This window comes from Mesorhizobium sp. M1027 (genome assembly GCF_040318745.1).
Classification (GTDB): Bacteria; Pseudomonadota; Alphaproteobacteria; order Rhizobiales; family Rhizobiaceae; genus Mesorhizobium.
Genome location: NZ_JAMYMW010000013.1, coordinates 191,416 through 210,508, shown reverse-complemented (window position 1 = coordinate 210,508; position 19,093 = coordinate 191,416). Strand labels below are relative to the sequence as shown.

Annotated in this window: 16 protein-coding genes; 11 read left to right on the top strand and 5 right to left on the bottom strand. The window is 58.1% G+C overall.

The window, feature by feature from the left end; translation table 11 throughout:
• Positions 1–141: 141 nt before the first annotated feature.
• The 3 genes from cysN to NKH50_RS24075 form a co-directional block, all read right to left on the bottom strand.
• Positions 142–2,043: a sulfate adenylyltransferase subunit CysN gene (gene cysN / locus NKH50_RS24085; RefSeq protein ID WP_352881388.1), complete on the bottom strand. Its 1,902-nt coding sequence runs from the start codon at positions 2,041–2,043 to the stop codon at positions 142–144.
• On the bottom strand, positions 2,043–2,990 hold the full coding sequence (gene cysD, locus NKH50_RS24080) for a sulfate adenylyltransferase subunit CysD (RefSeq protein WP_352739470.1): 948 nt from the start codon (positions 2,988–2,990) through the stop codon (positions 2,043–2,045). Before cysD ends, cysN begins: the two co-directional genes overlap by 1 nt.
• Positions 2,991–3,074: 84 nt before the next feature.
• A complete protein-coding gene (locus NKH50_RS24075) occupies positions 3,075–3,344 on the bottom strand; it encodes an inositol monophosphatase family protein (RefSeq protein ID WP_502900509.1) in 270 nt (89 codons plus the stop codon).
• A gap of 168 nt (positions 3,345–3,512) precedes the next feature.
• Between NKH50_RS24075 and NKH50_RS24070 the strand changes: the two genes are divergently transcribed.
• The 11 genes from NKH50_RS24070 (at position 3,513) to NKH50_RS24020 (ending at position 16,080) form a co-directional block, all read left to right on the top strand.
• Positions 3,513–4,919, top strand: coding sequence for a polysaccharide biosynthesis/export family protein (locus NKH50_RS24070; protein ID WP_352706276.1), 1,407 nt, complete (start codon positions 3,513–3,515; stop codon positions 4,917–4,919).
• A gap of 420 nt (positions 4,920–5,339) precedes the next feature.
• On the top strand, positions 5,340–6,590 hold the full coding sequence (locus NKH50_RS24065) for a glycosyltransferase family 2 protein (protein ID WP_502906910.1): 1,251 nt from the start codon (positions 5,340–5,342) through the stop codon (positions 6,588–6,590).
• On the top strand, positions 6,587–7,558 hold the full coding sequence (locus NKH50_RS24060; RefSeq protein ID WP_352706280.1) for an NAD-dependent epimerase/dehydratase family protein: 972 nt from the start codon (positions 6,587–6,589) through the stop codon (positions 7,556–7,558). The genes NKH50_RS24065 and NKH50_RS24060 overlap by 4 nt, the downstream gene beginning before the upstream one ends.
• A gap of 80 nt (positions 7,559–7,638) precedes the next feature.
• Entirely contained in the window at positions 7,639–8,550 is a 912-nt protein-coding gene (locus tag NKH50_RS24055; RefSeq protein WP_352881381.1) for a glycosyltransferase, read from the top strand.
• Positions 8,547–9,539 (top strand): glycosyltransferase family 2 protein, encoded by a 993-nt coding sequence (locus NKH50_RS24050; RefSeq protein WP_352706284.1) that lies wholly within the window; start codon positions 8,547–8,549, stop codon positions 9,537–9,539. Before NKH50_RS24055 ends, NKH50_RS24050 begins: the two co-directional genes overlap by 4 nt.
• On the top strand, positions 9,523–10,623 hold the full coding sequence (locus tag NKH50_RS24045) for a Gfo/Idh/MocA family protein (RefSeq protein WP_352739468.1): 1,101 nt from the start codon (positions 9,523–9,525) through the stop codon (positions 10,621–10,623). The genes NKH50_RS24050 and NKH50_RS24045 overlap by 17 nt, the downstream gene beginning before the upstream one ends.
• Positions 10,620–11,717, top strand: coding sequence for an NAD-dependent epimerase/dehydratase family protein (locus tag NKH50_RS24040; protein WP_352706289.1), 1,098 nt, complete (start codon positions 10,620–10,622; stop codon positions 11,715–11,717). The genes NKH50_RS24045 and NKH50_RS24040 overlap by 4 nt, the downstream gene beginning before the upstream one ends.
• Complete coding sequence (locus tag NKH50_RS24035; RefSeq protein WP_352881376.1) at positions 11,714–13,276, top strand: glycosyltransferase; 1,563 nt, start codon at positions 11,714–11,716, stop codon at positions 13,274–13,276. The genes NKH50_RS24040 and NKH50_RS24035 overlap by 4 nt, the downstream gene beginning before the upstream one ends.
• On the top strand, positions 13,273–14,274 hold the full coding sequence (locus NKH50_RS24030; RefSeq protein WP_352881373.1) for a polysaccharide deacetylase family protein: 1,002 nt from the start codon (positions 13,273–13,275) through the stop codon (positions 14,272–14,274). Before NKH50_RS24035 ends, NKH50_RS24030 begins: the two co-directional genes overlap by 4 nt.
• Complete coding sequence (locus NKH50_RS24025) at positions 14,267–15,145, top strand: glycosyltransferase family 2 protein (RefSeq protein WP_352507984.1); 879 nt, start codon at positions 14,267–14,269, stop codon at positions 15,143–15,145. Before NKH50_RS24030 ends, NKH50_RS24025 begins: the two co-directional genes overlap by 8 nt.
• Positions 15,142–16,080 (top strand): glycosyltransferase, encoded by a 939-nt coding sequence (locus tag NKH50_RS24020; protein ID WP_352881370.1) that lies wholly within the window; start codon positions 15,142–15,144, stop codon positions 16,078–16,080. The genes NKH50_RS24025 and NKH50_RS24020 overlap by 4 nt, the downstream gene beginning before the upstream one ends.
• 9 nt (positions 16,081–16,089) lie before the next feature.
• Here the strand turns inward: NKH50_RS24020 and NKH50_RS24015 are convergent, their stop codons facing one another.
• Together NKH50_RS24015 and NKH50_RS24010 are read right to left on the bottom strand one after the other, a co-directional pair.
• Positions 16,090–17,322, bottom strand: coding sequence for an ABC transporter ATP-binding protein (locus tag NKH50_RS24015; protein WP_352881367.1), 1,233 nt, complete (start codon positions 17,320–17,322; stop codon positions 16,090–16,092).
• A 3-nt stretch (positions 17,323–17,325) separates the two neighbouring features.
• The gene (locus NKH50_RS24010) at positions 17,326–18,171 is read right to left on the bottom strand and encodes an ABC transporter permease (RefSeq protein ID WP_352778840.1); all 846 of its coding nucleotides are present in this window, start codon (positions 18,169–18,171) and stop codon (positions 17,326–17,328) included.
• Positions 18,172–19,093 lie beyond the last annotated feature (922 nt).

Genomic DNA, 19,093 nt, shown 5'->3' with positions numbered 1-19,093 from the left:
ATCGCCACCCCGCCTTGGCGGGTGCTGTGGTCATGTCGTCCTGATCTAAATGCTACTGGGCCGGCTTGTAGATCTGGTCGAATATGCCTTCCTACCGAAGTGATGGCGCCGGACGTGTGGCACATGGCTGAAAAGCGCGGTTCATCGGTCGATGTAGCCGTGATGCGCGAGATAGTTGATAACCTGTTCGGCCAGCTCCTCCGACGCGCTCACCCCTGCCGCCAGCACAATTTCCGGCGACTCTGGCTCTTCATAGGGGCTGTCGATGCCAGTGAAATTTTTAAGTCGACCTAGACGCGCGCTCTTGTACAGTCCCTTTGGGTCCCGTTTCTCGGCCACGTGGAGAGGTGTACTCACGAAAATTTCGACATACTCTCCCGCAGCAAATAGCTCTCGGGCCATTTTGCGCTCGGCCCGGAACGGCGATATGAACGACGCCAAGACAATCAAGCCGGCGTCGACCATCAATTTCCCCACCTCACTGGCGCGCCGCAGGTTCTCGACACGGTCAGCATCCGTGAAACCAAGGTCACGGTTGAGGTCGTGGCGAACATTGTCACCGTCGAGAAGATATGTGTGCCGCCCCATTGAGACGAGGCGCTTTTCTACCAGGTTAGCAATCGTTGACTTGCCCGCCCCCGAAAGACCGGTAAACCACAAGATGACCGGTTTCTGACCTTTCAGGCGCGATCGTATGGCTTTGTTTATCTCCACTGCCTGGCAATGAATATTGGATGCCCGACGCAAGGCGAAAACAATCATTCCGGCACCGACCGTCTGGTTTGACAGCCGATCAATCATGATGAAGCCGCCCATAACGCGGTTGGACGAATACGGCTCGAACGCGATCGGCTCCTGCGTCGACAGGTTAAGTGCGCCGATCTCGTTTAGGTGGAGCGTCTTGGCCGCCAATTTTTGAAACGTATTCACGTCGACCTTGTACTTTATCTCCATCACGCTTGCACCCACAGTGCGCGAGCCAATCTTGAGATAATAGGTCCGCCCTGGGATGAGCTCGTCGTCGCTCATCCAGATCACGTGGGCCGAAAACTGATCAGAAACCTCGGGGTGGCTGGCAGCTGCACAAATGATGTCACCACGCGAAACATCAATTTCGTGTTCCAGAACCAAGGTAATCGCTTCGCCAGCCGCCGCCCATTCGTGCTGGCCGTCGTAGGTGATGATCGACTTGACCCTGGACGTACAACCGGACTGTGCGACAACGACTGGATCCCCAACGTTGACCACGCCACATGCGATTGTTCCCGAATAGCCACGGAAGTTCAAATTCGGTCTATTGACCCATTGCACCGGCAACCGGAATGGGCCGGCTGTTTCATCGCGGACCACATCGACGGTTTCGAGGTGCTCGATGAGCGTCGGCCCTTCATACCACGCCAACTTGGCGCTCCGCTCCGCCAGGTTGTCGCCAAAGCGTGCCGACATCGGAATGGAGAGTATCGTTTTGAAGCCAAGGTCCGCGATGAAAGTCTGATAGTCAGCGCCAATCCGATCAAAGGCCTTCTGGGAGTAATCCACCAGGTCGATCTTGTTGATTGCGGCAACGAGGTGCTTGATCCCAAGCAGCGACGCGATGAAAGTATGGCGGCGTGTCTGCGTGAGAACCCCCTTCCGCGCGTCGATGAGAATGACGGCAAGGTCGGCATTCGACGCGCCGGTCGCCATGTTGCGCGTGTATTGCTCATGGCCAGGCGTGTCAGCGACAATGAACTTGCGGCGATGGGTCGAAAAGAATCGATAGGCGACATCGATGGTGATGCCTTGTTCACGCTCCGCTTCCAAACCGTCCACCAGACGCGCGAAATCGATGTCATCTCCAGTTGTTCCGTGCTTACGAGAATCGCGTCTCAGACCCGCGAGCTGATCCTCAAAAAGCAGTTTGGCATCGTAAAGCAGGCGTCCGATCAGTGTCGATTTTCCGTCATCGACACTTCCACACGTCAGGAAGCGAAGCAGGTCCTTGCTTTCATGGCGCTCCAGGTACTGGCTGATCGCTGCGGGGTCTATCGGTATCGCGTTCATCAGAAGTATCCCTCCCGCCTCTTTTTTTCCATCGCCCCTGACTCGTCGTGATCGATTAGACGCCCAGAGCGCTCGGACGTTCGAGCAAACAGCATCTCGTAGACGATCTCCGCAACCGTCGACGCATCCGATTCAATTGCGGCGGTCAGCGGGTAGCAACCCAAAGTGCGAAAGCGCACCATTCTCATTTCCGGTATTTCGCCGGGCTCAAGCGGCAGCCGGTCATCATCGACCATTATCAGCACGTCCTGGCGCCACACGACCGGACGCTTGGCCGCGAAATAGAGCGAAACGACGGGAATGTTTTCCTTCAGGATGTACTGCCAAATGTCGAGCTCGGTCCAATTGGAAAGAGGGAAGACACGGATGGACTCCCCATGACGAATCCGCCCGTTGAAAACATTCCAGAGTTCCGGGCGCTGGGTCTTCGGATCCCAGTTGTGATTTTCCGTTCGAAAGGAAAAGATGCGCTCCTTGGCTCGGCTTTTCTCCTCATCGCGTCGAGCCCCGCCAAACGCTGCGTCGAATTTATACTTGGTCAACGCCTGCTTGAGTGCGTCGGTTTTCATAACGCTTGTGTAAGTGGAAGAGCCGTAAGTGAACGGGTTGATCCCTTCCTTCAAGCCCTGCATGTTGGTATGGACGATCAGATCCATGCCCGCGCACTCGGCAGCATCATCACGGAACTGAATCATCTGCTTGAATTTCCAAGTCGTATCGACGTGAAGTAGCGGAAAGGGCGGGCGCGACGGAAAGTACGCCTTGAGCGCCAAATGCAACATTACCGACGAGTCTTTGCCGATCGAATAGAGCATTACCGGGTTTTGAAATTCCGCCGCAACCTCGCGGAAAATGTGGATTGACTCTGCCTCAAGTCGCTTAAGGTGGGTCAATCTTCCGCTGGAGACGAAGGGGGTTCCATTCGTGGCCACCATATCGTGCAGCATCTCACGCTTTCCCTCTTCACGATCCTCCATCGACAGAGCGAGGCGTGCTTTTCATCCGCGGTGTGCTCGTGGAGCAATCGGGGACTACACCGAGCCTCTGAGCCCAATTTTTCCGACGTAGAATTCTGCTTCGCCGTAAGCGACAAGATTTGCAAAATCGACATCTGATCGTTGGCGCCCCCTTGTTGTAGGTCCCTCGAGATTAAGGACGATGCCACCAGCAACTCGCAGGATTGCGTCGCCAGCCGCCGTGTCCCACTCCATGGTTCTGCCTGGCCGGGGATAGGTGTCCGTCTCACCTGCCGCTACACGCCAGAGCTTCAGCAATGGCCCTGAGGGAACGGCGCTAACCATACGGTCCATTATGTCGATCCCGTCCAACTCTTCCGCCTGTGCGACTTTTGTACCGAGCTTTACGTGGGATACCGGGATACCTGGGATAAATGAGGCATATCGGCGACACTCGCTGTGACCGCGGACACAGTGAACTCGATATTTTCATGACAGGTTGGAGCAGCTGATATGCTGCTCGATCCGCAACTGCTCGATCCATTAAATGCGTTGCGACAAGGGGCTGAATTGGTTGGTTATGTGTATGACTGTCAGCCGTTCGAACACACGAGAGCGCGAATGTTGAATAGATCGGTGCGCTGGCGAGCAGGCAGCTGCGCCGCGCTCACATGCTTGTTACTCTTGTTCGTCTACGCGAACCTGTCGAATGGCCCTGCCCTAGCACAGGAGTACAACGTCGACGAGTACCGTCTGCAGACTGGCGACGTGATCGGCTTCGCGGTCATAGGCTATCCCGAGATGCAAAAGCGAGCTGTGATCGACCAGAGCGGTACAATTGTGTTGCCGGTCTTGGGCCCCCTAAAGGTTCGCCAGAAGACAATAGAGGATGTTCGCAAGGAGGTAATCGAGGTCCTAAAACCGAAGTCCCTTCCGCAACGATCCGCTGACGGCACTGAGAATTGGACCGGGTTCTATCCAGATCAGATTATAGTTGATATTGAGGAATACCGACCGGTCTATATCGACGGGGACATTGCCTCTCCTGGGACTCAGGCCTTCCGACCAGGAATGGCTGTCCGACAAGCTGTGGCTGCGGGCGGCGGCTATAAGCTCGGTCGCGGCGAGGTTGAAAACCCTGAAATGACAGTAGCGGACCTTGGCGGCCGCCTCTACGTTCTGCGCATCAAGTATCAGGAAAGCCAAATCAAGGCTGCTCGAATAGAGGCGCAGCTGAGCGGCGCCAGGGCGATCGAGGTTCCGGAGGCAGAACGTGACCCGAGCCTCGAACCCCGTCGCGACGAAGCTTTGCAGCAGGAACAGAAGCATCTTGAAGCTCTCTATGTGGATCAGGAGAAAGAGCGCGCTTCAATCAAGTTGGCCACGACCAAGGCGGCGGAACGGATGGGCTACCTGAAGGAGCAGCAGAAGGCGGATCAAGCTGGCGCGGCAGCGGATGCGGCTGAACTTGATCGCCTCAAGAAGCTCTTCGAAAAAGGTCTGATCCAGATCACCATGATCAACGATGCTCAACGCGCAGTGCTCTTGTCAGCGACCCGCGCTTTGCAAACCAACGCTGAGATCTCTCGACTTGAACGCGACCAAGGGGAATTGCAGCGCAGCCTTGAGAAGCTTACCGACCAGGGTCGAATTAACCTGTTGGCTGACTTGCAGACTGAAAGCGCGGCGATGATGGAAATGCGCGCTGAGATGGATTCTTTGGCCAAACAAATCGCCTATGTGAGGCAGCTGCGCAGCGACCTTTTGGCCGAAGGGGGCCGCCGGGTTATGATGGGTGTAACCCGTTCCAATGACGGAAAGACAGCGACGATCGAGGCGACCGAAGATACTCTGCTCGCTCCGGGTGACACCATCACAATTACGCTACAGGCCCCACCAGGAGCGGCGATCGCGAACTAACTGATTAAATATTGTTACGGCGTTCATCGTCACACCTCCCCTGCCAAACGGAGGACGAAACCCGCAAGCTGCTGCCGGGCACCTGAAGTGGACGACGGCCCGGGACTTGGTTCCGCCTTTTTACGCGGAGATAGAGCCCACCGCCGTCGCTATGTCGGTTTCAGCTCCTTGGCGCGAATAGTAGTTTCGGCTAATATATGCGTGAACGACCGATCCCAGCAACTCTGTGCCTAGGTTGCGGCGGATAGCAGCAAACGAAGAATGCTGAAAAGCAAAGAGATTCAGTGGTGGACGCCTGCACACACCAAGGAGAAGGGTTTGGATGACACTCCGTCCGTCAATCTCTCGTCAGGTCTTTGCGAACTTCACGCTGCCTGATTGTCTAATTGATATCTCGTCCAAAAATGATTTCTGGCCAATATGGGGGCGATTGCAATTCTCTTCCTTCGGGCGCGACTAGGGATGGCGGATTTGCCGGGCAATTCACAGCACTCTGCCCACACGCTCGTGGCGGTTATCATCCCTGCCTACAACGCAGAGCCATTCATCGAGCGTACCTTGGCGTCCGTGCTCGCCCAAACGCATAAAAATACGGAAATAATAGTCGTTGACGATGGTTCGACCGACGCAACAGCATCGATCGTTCGACGACTGGCTGATGGCGACGGGCGCATCAAATTGCTCCAACAGAAGAATGGTGGCGTCGCGTCGGCGCGGAATGCGGGGGTGCGGGCAAGCAAGGGCATCTTTATAGCGCCTGTAGACGCCGATGATCTCTGGCACCCGACCAAGCTCGAAAAGCAGCTGCGTGTTTTCGCGGCGGCTGGCAATGATCTAGGGCTTGTCTACACACTTTACCGGACGATTGACGCCGATGATATGGTGATCATCACGCCGAAGCAGAGGCACCCAAATGGATGGGTGTTCATGCAGCATCTCGGACAAAATTTCATCGGCAACGGCAGTTCGGTGATGCTTCGGCGCGATGTTCTCTTCGAAATGGGTGGCTACTCCTCGCGACTGCGCGAGAGCGGTGCAGAGGGTTGCGAGGACTTCTTCATCCAACAGAGCATTGCCTCCAAATACCGTTTCGGCGTCGTTGAGGAGCATCTTGTCGGATACCGCCGAACGCCAGGGAATATGTCGGCAGATTTCGTGCGAATGCTCATCTCGCGTCGGATGGTGCTCGAGAGCGTACTTGCCCGCTGCACAGAGGCGGTGAAGCCGGTCCTGCTGGATGCGATCTTCCGCACCGATGTCGAGATTGCCAAGCTTGGGCTGATGACACACCGATTTGCTGCTGTCGCCAGGAACTGCACTAAAATGCTCTGGCGATCACCTGTGCAGTTCGCGAAACTCGTTGCCGCATTTACGGCCATTTTCCTGCGCAAGGCGAAGCGAGCACTTCCCCAACCGGAAAGCGAGGACCGCAGCTCAGGGGAAAACGGCTCGGAGAGCGGAGGAAATTTTTGGAACTACTCTATTCATGAGTTTGCGGATTCCGCCGAGAAAGCCGACTACCGCGTGGTGCTCAGCAATCTTGCTGTAATGGACGAGAAGCTTGGACCAAGCGGAGCCTATTTGACGCGGCTTCCCGAAGGAGGGACGCTTGCAATGCCCAACGAGGACACGAATTCGGACAGCCTATGTCCCCTTCGTGACATGAGATGAAGAAGCTGTTGCTGGCTGGAGGAGCAGGATTCATCGGGTCGCACCTGGTCGACCGGCTTCTCAAAAGAAACGATTTGGACATGCTGGTTGTGGTCGACAGCCTATGGACCGGCAGAGCAGAAAACGTTGGTCATATCCGAGATCAACGCCTAGTGCTGGTCCGCTCCGAGGTGGAGCATTTCAAATCCGATTTCCAATTCGACGAGATCTTTCATCTTGCCTCGCCCGCGTCGCCGCCGGTCTATATGCGGGAGCCCGAGCGTACCGTCTCAGCAAATCTAATTGGCGCTATGCGGCTCTTGAAGCTGCTCAAAAAGGATGGGCGAATCTGCTTTGCGTCGTCCTCGGAGGTTTATGGAAATCCGTTGGTCAACCCGCTGCCCGAGACGTATCGGGGGTCAGTGGACTGTACGGGCCCGCGCTCTTCCTACGACGAAGGCAAGCGCTGCACCGAGGCGCTCCTCTTCGAAAGCAACCGTGTCCGCGGCGTCGATGTGCGGGTTGCCAGGCTCTTTAACGTCTACGGCCCGCGCACCCGAGCCGATGATGGGCGTGCTGTTTCCAACTTTATCGCCAATGCGTTGGCCGGCAAGCCGATCGTCGTCCATGGTGATGGTCTCCAAACCCGCAGCTGGGGTTATGTCGACGATATTGTCGATGGGCTCGAACGGCTGTTCTGGCTGGAGAACTTCAATCATGTGGGAGCAGTCAACGTAGGAAACGACCGGGAAATTTCGGTGCTTGAGATCGCGCAGTATGTTGCAGGCCTCATTCCCGGAACGACCATTGTTCATGGTGAGCCGGCGCCGCAGGATCCGACCAACCGGCGTCCTGACCTGACCCTATGCCGAAGAATCTTGCCGGGGTGGTCGTGCAAAGTGCCCTATGAAGAGGGTCTCGTGCGCACATTGCGCTGGTTTGAGGCCAATGGTGGAATTGCGGAAATGAGGGCAACTCACGCGATCTAGAGCCAGCAATGATCGGCATGATCTGAGATAGGCGGGCGGCATGGACTGCGGAGCGGAAGGTGAATGAGTCAACGGTTCGCGTGACCGTCCTTATTGTCACTTACAATCACGCACGCTACGTGGCGGCTGCGATCGACAGCGCTCTCATGCAAGAGGCCGATTTCGGTGTCGAGATATTGATCAGTGAAGACTTTTCGACCGACGGAACCCGGAAGATTGTCGAGCGATATGTTTCCAACCATCCTGAAAGGCTGTCGGCGATCTATTCCGGCAGTAATGTGAGATCGAACGAAGTCGTCACGAGAGGACTCCGGATGGCGCGTGGGCGCTACGTCTCGATCCTCAATGGCGACGACCTGTGGACATCCACGACCAAGCTCAAAGATCAGGCGGCCCATCTCAACGCGCACCCGGAACTCTCCGCAATATTCCACAATGCAGTCGTGGCGGATGGCGATGAGTTCACATCGACGCGGTGGACGCGGGCGGACCAGAAACCCATCGTGACGCAAAGGGATATCTGGGAAGGCAATCCTTTCGCAACTTGCGCCGGCATGATGCGAACCGCGTGCGTTCGAAATGTGCCGTGGTGGTATGCTGATTTCTTTCCGATAACTGACTGGCCGCTGTATGTGCTTTGCGCAAGGACAGCAGATCTCGCTTTTGTCGACGAGGTAGCAGGTGTCTACCGTCTGTATCCGGGCGGACTCATATCGGCACTGCCAAACCGACCCAAGCTGGATGCAATAGAAGGATTCTACCGGCGCATGGCGCAGGTCATGGACACGCAGGTGGCAAATTCTGCCCGCGGCGGCTGCTCCCGCTACTTTTATGAATGGTCAATGCGGTATCTGGTAGAAGGCGATTTGCCATCGGCCAGATCGTGCTTCCTGCGGAGCCTTCGCAGCGGTGGCATCGGACGTGACGTGGACAAACGCGACATTGTCAGGTTGGGGCTGCACCTGCTGAAGTCCTCGGTGCTCCAGCGATGACGGCGGTCCGTGACTTCGAGTATCGCGATCCGATCTCGCCGTTGCCACGGGAGGCTGCACGCCCGAAATGGTCAGTGATGATCCCCGCCTGTAATTGCGCCTGCTTTCTTGCCGCAACGCTGGAAAGTGTGCTGGCGCAGGACCCCGGCCCGGCTCAAATGCAAATCGAGGTGGTTGACGACTGTTCTTCCGATGATCCGCAAAGAGTCTTGAATGAAATCGGTGGGAACCGCGTTGGCTTTTTCCACCAGCCGCAAAATCTAGGGCATATCGGCAACTTCCATACCTGCCTGGATCGTGCCCAGGGCGAACTCGTACATCTCCTGCACGGCGACGACGCCGTCCGCCCCGGCTTCTACGAATTGCTCGGACGAGGCTTCGATGCGGACCCGAGTACAGGCGCGGCATTCTGCCGGGCGATCTTCATGGATGCCCACGGACAGGAGCTGTCGATCCCGCCTGTAATGCAGTCAAGCCCCGGACGGCTCGAGAATGCGGCGGCTCGACTGGCGTTGGAACAGCACGTCATGACGCCATCAATCGTGGTGCGCCGCGCGGTCTACGAAGAACTCGGCGCCTTCGACCGGCGGCTCAAATGCAGTGAAGACTGGGAGATGTGGGTCCGCATCGCTTCTCAATTTCCTGTCTGGTACGAACCGCAGGCCCTTGCACTTTATCGGATGCACCCCCAATCGAACACAGGGCGCCATATCCGAAGTGCCGAGGACATGGCCTACACGCGAATGGCGATCGATATTTTCAAGAGCTATCTTCCAACCGAGCTTGCGGACGATGTCGCCGCGTCGGCCCGGCGGACCTATGCGCTAAGCGCTCTCGAGACTGCGCGGCGACTGTTCGGCGCCGGCGATTGGGCTGGATGCTTGGCGCAGATGAGCGAAGCGTTCCGCTTCGATCCCTCACTCAAGACAATTGGTCGTATGCTGCGGCTCGTTGCAAGACAGGGAGGCAGGATTGTCCATCCTAGTTGAAACCGCGCAGCGGCCTGCAGGACTCCGGGAAGATGAACCGGTCCGGCTCGTTTTGGCCGGATGTGGAGCTGTCACAAGGCTCTACTATGCGGAAGCGCTTTCACGCCTTCAAAGCAGAGGCCAAGTTGCAGTCGCGGGGATATTCGATCCAGATGCGAAGCAGGCCGCACTCGTTCAGGCGCGACTGCCCTCAGCCAAGGTTGCGGCCAGTTTCGACGGCCTTTTGGCTATGGACGCCGATATTGCGATCATTGCTTCGCCACCTGGATATCACGCTGATCAGTCGACACAAGCGTTGGAAGCCGGGATGCATGTTCTGTGCGAAAAGCCGATGGCCACGAGCAGCTCCGAGGCGGCTCGTATCCTTGCGGCAGCGGCAGCCAACAATCTTCATGTGGCAACAGGGCTCGTCAGAAGGCAGTTCCCTGCGACGCGGTCGATAAAGGCCATGCTGGAGGGCGGAATGATCGGACGGTTACGAAGCGTCAGTTGTTTTGAGGGCGGCTCCTTCCAGTGGCCGGTGGCTTCGATGAGCTATTTCAGCTTCGCGGAGTCCGGTGGTGGTGTGCTTCAGGATATCGGCACGCATTGCCTTGACCTCCTGACCTGGTGGTTTGGAGAGCCCGACGAAATCCACTACGCCGATGACGCAATGGGCGGCGTCGAGGCGAACTGCCTTGTCCGGCTGCGTTTTGGCGGCTTCGACGCGACGGTCAGGTTGAGCCGGGATTGGGCTCGCCCGAATCTGTACCGCCTTGAGGGCGAACGTGGCTCGATTTCCTGGACGGTCAATGAGACCGAGACTGTGGAGGTCGCCTTGAATGGAAGTCGCACGACAGGCTGCGTTTCCTTCACCAATGCCGACGGCCGGTCGCGCGATTTTGTCGATGCATTTTGCGATCAGGTTTCGGGCTTGGTGGATGCGGTCCGAAATGGGGCCCCCCTTTCCGTGCCGGCCAGTGTTGGGCGCAATGTGGTCGATCTGATCGAAGGATGCTATGCTAGACGGAAACTGATGGACATGCCGTGGCTCGGTCCGGAAGAATTGCTCCATGTCGCTGCTTCCGCCGGGACCAGACAATGACCGGCACTGTTGCAGTGCTTGGCGCCAACGGTTTCATAGGTTGCCGCACCGTGGAGTTGCTGCAACTTTCCGGCTGGGCCAATGTGAGGCCGATCGTTCGCAGGCCGGATGCTTTCGCCAGTCTGTCTCGCTTTGCGATTGACGCAATGGTGGCGGATGCGCGTGATATTCAGGCTCTTACCGCTGCCTTTACGGGCTGTCAGTACGTCGTACATGCAGTTGCCGGTGACGCCCGCACGATCGTCGATGCTATCGAGCCCGTCTATCGTGCAGCCACCGCTGCCGGCGTGCTTCGTCTGATCTATCTCAGCAGCGCTTCCGTTCATGGCCAATCGCCCCCGCCCGGGACGGACGAAACGAGCGCGCTGCATGACGATCAGACGATCGAGTACAACAATGCGAAGATTCATGCCGAACGCCGTCTCGGGCAACTGTCACGCGACGGCACGGTGCAGGTAGTGGTGCTGCGGCCCGGAATTGTCTTTGGCCCACGCTCCAGTTGGACCGGTGGTTTTGCCGACGAGCTCATTGACGGTTCCGCCTACCTGGTGGATGGCGGTCGTGGTATCTGCAACAGCGCCTATGTCGACAATGTCATTCACGCGATCAAGCTCGCCATCGAAGTGCCCGAGGCCTCTGGGCGAACCTATCTGATCGGAGACCGGGAAGAGATCAGTTGGGCAGATCTTTGCCGACCGATCGCCGAGGCACTGGGGTTCGACCTGGCCGCGATTTCGGCTTCAGCGCCATTGTCATTTGCTCCGAGATGGAAACAAGGACTGAAGGAAAGCCAAGGATATCGGCGGCTTGTCCGAAGCCTGCCAAGGCCTGTTCGCAGCGGACTGAAGGCAGGCTATGCCGAGTGGCGGAAGGCAGGACGCAATGCGACCGGTGCGACTACGGCCCCAACGGTCATGGTATCGGAGGAGCGTGCACTTTTGCACCAGTGCCAGACGAAACTTCCATGGCGCAAGGCCGAGCGTGAGCTCGGATACCAGCCGGCTGTCAGCTTCGAGGAAGCATGTCGGCGATCTGTCGGCTGGTTGACCTTTGCCGGCTACCCGACCTGCCGAAACGGAGCGGGTGAGAGATGACCACCCGCCCCGCTGCATCCAGCGTTTCAGTTGTCATCACGACCTACAATCATGCGCGGTTCCTTGCCGAAGCGATCGACAGCGTCCGCAACCAGACCGTGAAGCCGGATGAGATCATCATTGTGGACGATGGGTCGTCGGACAATCCCGAAAGTGTTGTTCGTCGATATGACGACGTCCACTACATCCGCCAAAAAAACCAGGGTTTGGCCGCTGCCCGTAACACCGGGATGACGGCAGCGCGCGGCGAATTCATTGCCTTCCTGGATGCCGACGACAGGCTGCGCCCGGTAGCGCTGGCCACCAATCTTGCCTTGTTTCACGACAATCCCGATTGCGCGTTGGTCTACGGTGCTTTCCGCTCCATCGACGAGGCCGGTGCAGTCAGGAATACTGTACCACTGAGGTCGGTGGGCGAGGACCCGTATGCATGCTTCCTGACCGACAACCTGATTGGAATGCATGCGACGGTGCTCTATCGCCGCAGGACATTGGAAGCCGCCGGCGGATTTGACCGGTCACTGCGGGCTTGCGAGGACTACGACGTCTACCTTCGCCTATCTCGGGCGAACAAGGTGGCCTGCATTCCGGAATACCTCGCAGATTACCGTCGGCACGCAACGAATATGTCGAACAGCAATCCGATGATGTTGCGCGCGGCGCTGAAGGTCCTTCGCCGGCAGCGGGACGTCGCGCAGACCAATCCGGATTGGGCGGCCGCCTACCGTCAGGGTGTCGAAAAATGGAAGTGCTATTATACGGACAAGCAACTGGGACAGCTTGGTACAGCGCTTCGGTTCCGCTCTTCACTCGCCGGTCAACTCAGCAGCACTATCGCCGTTTCGCTTGCAGCGCCGTTACAGACCGCTGTGATGCTCCGGCATCGTCTCAGGCGCCGGTCAAGTCGGCACCGCTCGAGCGCCCGGTTCGGTGACCTCGAGCGTACCGTACCCTTCAGCACGGAGTTCGGTTTTGATCGCGGCAAGCCATTGGACCGCCGCTATGTCGAGACTTTCCTCGCGTCCTGTTCGTTGAACATATCCGGAAGGGTCCTGGAGATCGGTGATAACGCCTATACGATGCGTTTCGGAGGCAGTCGGGTTACCGCAAGCGATGTTCTGAACCGTTATAACGGCCACCCGTTGACAACCTTCGTGGGTGATCTGGCGAATAACGACGATCTGCCGTCCGAGACCTTCGATTGTATCGTACTCACCCAGACCCTGCACCTTCTTTTCGATCTACCTGCTGCAGTCGCAACCCTGTGGCGGATCCTGAAGCCGGGAGGCGTTCTCCTGATTACAGTGCCTTGGGTCAGCCCGATTGACAGGGGAGAATGGGGCGAGAGCTGGTTCTGGTCGATAACTCCGGCTGCCCTAAGGCGACTTCTGTCGGACAGGTTCGGGGCGAAGAACGTCGAAGTCAGTCACTATGGAAACGCGTATTCTGCTACGGCCTTCCTCTACGGCCTGGCGGAACATGAGCTGAATTCGGCATTACTTGATGTGCACGACCCCTATTGTCCGGTAATAGTCGCGGCGCGGGCTTTCAGGCGATGAGCGGCGCCGTGACAGCGCGTCAAACTGTCAGCAAATTCCTGCGACGGGGGCGCCTGCTTGCCGGTTTCGGTCGACCTATCGTGCTGATGTATCACCGCATCGCAGAACCGCTCGTCGATCCTTGGGAACTCGCGGTTTCGCCGCAAAATTTCGCACGCCAGATCGAACTTCTTACGAAAGCGCGGGACATTGTTCCCCTGCAATGGCTGGCGCAACGGCTTGGGGAGAGACGGTCACCGAGAAATGCGGTGGCAATCACCTTTGACGACGGCTACGCGGATGTCCTCCAAAACGCGGTGCCGATCATGCGGCGTATGAACTGTCCTGCGACTGTCTTCGTCACCACCCATGCGATCACCGATCCCTCAGTGTTCTGGTGGGACATTCTATCCCGCATCATTTTGGAGATGCCTGCTCTCCCGAACACTCTGGAGATCGAGATCGCTGGCCGAAACTATGACTGGCGCGTTTGGGAGGACGCAATGCCGGCGGACTCCAATAACGCGATCAACCGCACGACGCTCCATTTCAACTTGCACGCACTGCTGAAGCCGTTGAGTGCACACGAACGCGAGAAGGCCCTTGAGCGGCTGGCAAGATGGGCAGGAACCGACGCCAGTCCCCGAGGGCGCGATCGCGCCATGACGCATTCGGAGCTGCGGCAGCTCGCCGACACCGATGGCGTTTCGATCGGCGCCCACACCTGTACGCACCCATCCTTGCCGCTACTGAAACGGGACGAGCTTGAACGCGAGATTTCAGGCAGCCGCCAACAATGCGAGGAGATTACAGGACGGCGGGTGGTGGGATTCGCATACCCGTTTGGAGATTTCGATGGCAGCACCGCCAACGCCGTAAGGTCTGCCGGCATAGACTATGCAGTAACTACCCTGCCGCGTGAAGCTGGGCCTCGCGTCGACCCTTACCGATTGCCGCGCGTTACGGTCGCCGATTGGGGTGAAGTTGACTTTCGGCGCATGGTGCTGTGCCATGGCTGACAATTCAGGCGGACAGCCGCGTGTTACGGCAATTATAGTCGTGTTCAATGGTGAGAGTTATCTCCGGGAAGCTGTTGACAGCATTGTAGGTCAAAGCTTCACCGACTGGGAACTCCTCGTTGTCGACGATGGCTCGACTGACCAGTCGTCCGCCATCATACGCGGTTATGAGCAGCGGCTGCCGGGCAAGGTGCGACTATTGTCTCACCATGACAATGGCAATCACGGTATCAGCGCCTCGCGCAACCGTGGACTGACGGAAGCGCGCGGCGCCTACGTCGCATTTCTCGACGCAGACGATGCATGGCTGCCCGAAAAGCTTTCCGAACAGGTCTCTATTATGGAAAGCGATCCGGCGCTCGGCATGATCTATGGCCGGACTCTGATCTGGCATAGCTGGCAAGAGGCTGCTGACCGCGCGGACTTCTACTACCCGCTCGGCGTCGAACCAGACACCCGATACGAGCCTCCCGTGCTGTTTGAGCTGCTACTTCAGAACGAGGTCCAGACGCCGACAACATGCAATGCCCTGATGCGTTCAAGCTTATTCGCAACGCTTGGGGGGTTCGAGAACAGCTTTCGCCTGATGTTCGAGGACCAGACGTTCTTTGCCAAGGCGCTCGCATTCGCGCCCGCCTACGTGTCCGGCCGGACCTGGGCAAAATACCGCCAGCATTCTGAAAGTTGCTCTGTTGCCTGCTCTGAGGCAGGCACTGACGAGGCCGCGCGTATCACGTTTCTCACATGGCTAAATCGCACAATGGCGGATAAGGGCGCCTCTTTCCGCATTCGTTCAGCAATCTGGAAAGCGCTTGCGCGCGAGCGCCGCAAGGTGATCAAGCGAAGTATCAAAGGATGGCTTCGGCGATGACTTCCCTGCCGCGAGTGACGATCATAACCCCCTTCCTCAATGCGGAGGCAACTCTGGGCGAAGCGATCGCCAGCGTCCAAGCTCAGACAGTTGCGGACTGGGAGCTTTTGCTGGTCGACGATGGCTCGACGGATGACAGTGTCAGGATCGCCAATGATGTTGCAGCAACCGATCCTCGGATCAAGGTGCTGAACAGGCCTCCCGGATCCAAGCGTGGCGCGGCGGCAGCGAGAAACGCCGGAATAGAGGCCGGCAGCGGCGATTTGCTTGCCTTCCTGGATGCAGACGATCTGTACGAACCGCATATGCTCCGGACGGTTCTGGCGGCAGCCGATGCCAACCCGGAAGCCGCAATGATCTTCGGGCCGACGAGATGGTGGTATCCAGACGGTGAGCGCCCCGACTGGATCGAGCCGACGGACGGGCTTGCTGGCCGTTTGCATCAGCCCCCGCGGCTTCTAAGGCGACTTCTGCTGATCCAGAACGGTCACGTTCCGTGTACCTGTTCGGTGCTCTTGCGAAGGAGCGCGATCAGCACGGTCGGCGGCTTTGAGGAGCGCTTCGATCTCTATGAAGACCAAGCTCTGTGGGCGAAGCTATTCCTGCGTCTTCCCGTCTTTGTCACGCCTGTAACTCTGGCACGCTACCGGCAGTATTCCGGTTCGACGTCGGCGGCGGCGGCTGAGCGAGGGGTCTACGACGGCATGGGGAAACACCCTGCCCGCGCTGCATTCCTCGACTGGGTCGCGCAACATTTGCAGGAGAGTGGACTGCGAGGCTTCCACGTCCGATGGACGCTGCGGCTGGCGCGTGCGCCCTACGTCGCGCCGCCGACGATTGGAAGCAGGGCCGACCGGCTTATCCTGAAGATCATGATGTGGACAGCAAAGCAACAGCGCCGGATTCGGCGTAAACTCGTGCGTGCTTCAGTTTGAAAGCAAGCGTCAACGCCTAGTCACCCATCGGTGCGGAAAGCTGACACTGCCGAAGCCGGGTTGGGCGGTAACCGGTCGGTTGTCGAGCAAGCCGGGCATGACATCGAACACGGCGGCGGTCTCGACCTGGTCTTCGACCACTCTGTCGTCCGCCACTAGCGCCACATCAATCCTGTAGCGCCCTGGTCTCAGCATAAGTCTCTCTACATGCACCGTGTAGACTTCGCCCTGACGATCATGCTCGGAGTGCTCCATCGTGTCGAATGACGTCACAGGATCGCCGAGGTCGTCAATAATGGTAATAAGGCATTGTGCAAGTTCGCGCGGCCCATCGACCTGAAGCCGAAAAACCGCCGGCTGCCCCGACGCGACGGGACCCGTTTTGTTGAAAACCTCGATGCCGACGACACGCAGGCGGCCTCGCCCGGTGCGCGTCGTTCGTGTACTCAGATCGGTGCTCGCTCGCGCTTCCAGTGTCTGCAGATAATTCCGGACCAGGTCGCCCGTCGGGCCGTCGGCCAGGATCGTCCCGCCGTCGATAAAAATTGCGCGGTTGCAAAGCCGCTGCAGAACCGACATCTGGTGGCTAGCGATCAGCACTGTGCGGCCCGTTTCGGCGACGCTTTCGGCCTTGGCAATGCATTTCTTCTGGAATGCGGCATCGCCGACGGCCAGTATCTCATCGATCACCAGAATATCGGGATCGACATGCGCGGCAACCGCGAAGGCCAAGCGTAAGTACATGCCGCTTGAGTAACGCTTAACAGGCGTGTCGAGAAACGGCTCGATGCCGGAGAAATCGACGATTTCATCGAGCTTGGATCTGATCTCGGCGCGGCGCATGCCGAGTATCGCTCCGTTGAGATAGATGTTCTCGCGGCCGGTCAGCTCCGCGTGGAACCCCGTGCCGACCTCCAGCAAAGCTCCCAGCCGTCCGCGTATCGTCGCGCGACCGGAAGTCGGCTCCACAATCTGCGCCAATATCTTGAGAATGGTGCTCTTTCCCGCGCCGTTGGGTCCGATCACGGCAAGGACTTCGCCCGCGCGCACCTGGAAGGAGACGTTCCTCAGGGCCCAGAATTGATCGTCTCCACCGTTGCGTCGACCCAAAGCGGACTTCCTGTGAAGGATTCGCCTTGCGCCGCTGGCCAGCGCGTCCCGCAAGGTAGGGAAGCTATTGTTCGCCACCCCCAGTCTGTAGGCCTTGGAGAGATTGGTGGCTTCAATCACTGTGTCGGTCATTGCTCAGATCAGGTCCGGAAAGGCGCGTTCGGACTTTGAGAAAATAGCCAGTCCGGCAACGAGAAGGGCCAGCGAGGAGAGAGTCGATATCGAGATCATGACCCAATCGGCGGGCGTGCCCAATACGCTCCAGCGCATGGCTTCGACTATCCCCACCATAGGGTTCAGGCTGTAGAGCGGCCGCCAAAAGTGCGGCACGAGATTGCCCGGATAGACAACCGGAGTCATGAACAGAACTATCTGAAGGCTGAACGGCACGAGATATCCCACATCGCGAAAGCGGACATTGATCGCAGATAGTGCCACTCCCAGCCCCGTCGCCGACGCAGCCATGACGAGCACGAACAGTGGCAGGAAGATCACCTGCGGTGCCGGCCAGATTCCGAATGCCAGCAGCGCCGCGAACAAAAGAGTGAGGCCGACGATCATATCGGTCAGGCACGTGGCCATAGCGGATATGGGAATGATCAGACGCGGAAAATAGACGCGCTTCACAAGTTCCTGGTTGCCGACAAGGCTGCCCGTCATGCTGCCAACCGCTCGCGAAAAAAAATTCCACGGCACGAGCCCACACAGGACAAACAGCGGGTATGGCGCTCCGTTTGATGAGATGCCCACGAGTCGGCCAAACAAGACGCTGAAGACCGACATGGCAACGAGCGGCTGCAGCATTGCCCAGAGCACACCCAGATAAGTCTGGCGGTATTTGACCTTGAAGTCGCGCCAGGCCAGGAAGAACACAACTTCCCGATATCGCCAAAGTTCGGAAAGGTCGATCAGCCGCCGCTTGCGGGACGGATCGATTACTGTCTCAACAGCTAAAGGTTGCGGGTCTGTCCGTACCGACACTATGATGGCGTCCGCCCTCCCTTGACGGCCCCATTGAGGCCTACATTTCCGCGCAGTGCAATCAGGACTTTCTCCGAAGTCTATTCTCGGGGAACGCTCGAATGCCTGGACTATTTTTCAGCCTCCGCCAGCCGGCTCTGCGAGAATAGCCACCGCGGTGATTCCGGATCAGAAACAGGAGCCCTAAGACCCCTGCGCCGAAACTGCCGAGGCAAAACGCCCAGCGCCACGCGTCGAGCCCAAATGGCTGGAGCGGCGCAAGCCAGCGGGCGATGAAGATGTAGCAGTGGGGGCCAAGGGCGGCGGTGGTGCCGACGAGAAGGATCAGCATGCCACGGCGTCTGGGCGGCAGGATTTCCGTCAGGTAGGAAATGACCAGAGGTGGAAGGCCCCAAGAGCGATGCCCGAATGCCACGCAGCACTGTAAAGGATTGGATGTCTCGGCTAAACGCGGCAAGGAGCGAGACCACAGTGAGGAACAGCAACACGCCAGAGAGCACCAACTTTCGCCCGTAACGATCGGCGACCCATCCCGTGGGCCCCAATGAACATCGAGGACAGTAGCCAGGAGAGTTGCGCCGGATCAACCGGATTGGGTGGCTCGGAGAATACTGCGGAAGGGGCGCTGTCGATGCGATTTCCGCGACATCGAAGCAGAAGGCGTCGGCACAAACGATAAGCACCAGGAGGTGTAATCTCGTCAAGTCAGGCCGAGGTCTGGTGCAGCCCGCCCTGGTCGAACGCACACAAGATCGCTTTGTCATCTCACAACCGGCGCTGTGCGCCGCCACCTCATAGCTCGTCTCGCCCGCTTCAAGGCGTGCCATCGCCCGCTGCCGCAGATCTACCGAATAGGCTTCGCCATCAGTCAAGACCTCCACGGCCGGGACATCGAATTTGATTTGCTCAATCTTGGGAATCT

What these genes read in the sequence shown, in the direction of transcription:
- cysN (WP_352881388.1), bottom strand. Translation starts at nt 2,043, where the DNA reads ATGAACGCGATACCGATAGACCCCGCAGCGATCAGCCAGTACCTGGAG.
- cysD (WP_352739470.1), bottom strand. Translation starts at nt 2,990, where the DNA reads ATGCTGCACGATATGGTGGCCACGAATGGAACCCCCTTCGTCTCCAGC.
- NKH50_RS24075 (WP_502900509.1), bottom strand. Translation starts at nt 3,344, where the DNA reads ATGGTTAGCGCCGTTCCCTCAGGGCCATTGCTGAAGCTCTGGCGTGTA.
- NKH50_RS24070 (WP_352706276.1), top strand. Translation starts at nt 3,513, where the DNA reads ATGCTGCTCGATCCGCAACTGCTCGATCCATTAAATGCGTTGCGACAA.
- NKH50_RS24065 (WP_502906910.1), top strand. Translation starts at nt 5,340, where the DNA reads ATGGGGGCGATTGCAATTCTCTTCCTTCGGGCGCGACTAGGGATGGCG.
- NKH50_RS24060 (WP_352706280.1), top strand. Translation starts at nt 6,587, where the DNA reads ATGAAGAAGCTGTTGCTGGCTGGAGGAGCAGGATTCATCGGGTCGCAC.
- NKH50_RS24050 (WP_352706284.1), top strand. Translation starts at nt 8,547, where the DNA reads ATGACGGCGGTCCGTGACTTCGAGTATCGCGATCCGATCTCGCCGTTG.
- NKH50_RS24040 (WP_352706289.1), top strand. Translation starts at nt 10,620, where the DNA reads ATGACCGGCACTGTTGCAGTGCTTGGCGCCAACGGTTTCATAGGTTGC.
- NKH50_RS24035 (WP_352881376.1), top strand. Translation starts at nt 11,714, where the DNA reads ATGACCACCCGCCCCGCTGCATCCAGCGTTTCAGTTGTCATCACGACC.
- NKH50_RS24030 (WP_352881373.1), top strand. Translation starts at nt 13,273, where the DNA reads ATGAGCGGCGCCGTGACAGCGCGTCAAACTGTCAGCAAATTCCTGCGA.
- NKH50_RS24025 (WP_352507984.1), top strand. Translation starts at nt 14,267, where the DNA reads ATGGCTGACAATTCAGGCGGACAGCCGCGTGTTACGGCAATTATAGTC.
- NKH50_RS24020 (WP_352881370.1), top strand. Translation starts at nt 15,142, where the DNA reads ATGACTTCCCTGCCGCGAGTGACGATCATAACCCCCTTCCTCAATGCG.
- NKH50_RS24015 (WP_352881367.1), bottom strand. Translation starts at nt 17,322, where the DNA reads ATGACCGACACAGTGATTGAAGCCACCAATCTCTCCAAGGCCTACAGA.